The sequence below is a fragment of the Nonomuraea diastatica genome (genome assembly GCF_004349015.1).
GTDB lineage: Bacteria > Actinomycetota > Actinomycetes > Streptosporangiales > Streptosporangiaceae > Nonomuraea > Nonomuraea diastatica.
Genome location: NZ_SMKP01000424.1, coordinates 1 through 1,199, shown reverse-complemented (window position 1 = coordinate 1,199; position 1,199 = coordinate 1). Strand labels below are relative to the sequence as shown.

The window sequence follows — 1,199 nt, the reverse complement described above, 5'->3', positions numbered from 1 at the left end:
GCCGTCTACTACGTCGCCCCGAACGGCAGCGACAGCGCCTCGGGAACGCAGGCCGCTCCGTGGGCCTCCATTGCCCGTGCGCAAGCGGCCGCCCAGCCCGGGGACACGGTCTACTTCCGAGGCGGCACTTACGCCTATACCAGGGCGAACAGCAGCTGCGCGAGTCAGACGGCAAGAGTCGACGCGATCACCCTGAACAAGAGCGGTAGTTCCGGCAACCTGCTCCGCTACTGGGCCTATCCGGGGGAGAATCCGGTATTCGACTTCTCCCGCATGACGGACAACTGCCGGATCAAAGGGTTCAGCGTCACCGGCAGCTATATCCACCTGAAAGGGCTGGAAGTCAGGGGTGTGCCGCAGAACAACAACCTGAACGCCGAATCCTGGGGGATCTGGGTTTCTGGCAGCAACAACATCTTCGAGCTGATCAACACGCACCACCACATGGGAACCGGCCTGTTCATCAATGGCGGGGGCGGCAACCTGGTTCTCAACTCGGATTCGCATGACAACTACGACCCGCACAGCTCGGACGGTCCCGGCGAGAACGCCGACGGTTTCGGTGCGCACTACACGCCGGCCGGCCGTCCCGCGAACGTGTTCCGGGGCTGCCGCGCGTGGTGGAACGCCGATGACGGTTACGATCTCATCTCCACCTACTCGCCCGTGACCATCGAGAACTCGTGGTCCTGGCGCAACGGCTACCTGCCGGGGACGACGACGCCGTCCGGCAACGGCGCCGGCTTCAAGGTCGGGGGCTTCGGCGCCGAGTACGACGCCGGCGCGGTGAAGCACACCGTCCGATTCTCGGTGGCCTTCCTCAACAAGGCGGCCGGCTTCTATTCCAACCACCACCCGGTGGCCAACGATTACTTCAACAACACCAGCTACGGAAACCGCCCTGACTTCAACATGCTGGGGATCAACTCGAGCGGCGCCGCCGTCGGCCGGGGCAACCTGCGCAACAACATCGCCTACACGGGCACGCTGACGTCGAACATGAACGGTACCAGCTCCGCGTACAACTCCTGGGACCTGGGCGTCACCCTGTCGGACTCCCAGTTCCAGAGCGTGTCGACCTCCGGCTGGGATGCGCCCCGCCAGGCCGACGGCAGCCTGCCCGTGCTGCCCCACCTCCGCCTTGCCGCCAACAGCACCCTGATCGACAAAGGCACCGACGTCGGCCTGCCCTACACCGG

Annotated in this window: 1 protein-coding gene; it reads left to right on the top strand. The window is 65.1% G+C overall.

All coding sequences use genetic code 11. The annotated features are described in order from the left end of the window. The coding region (locus E1294_RS51985; protein ID WP_132520766.1) for a right-handed parallel beta-helix repeat-containing protein at positions 1 to 1,199 on the top strand (1,199 nt) is incomplete at both ends.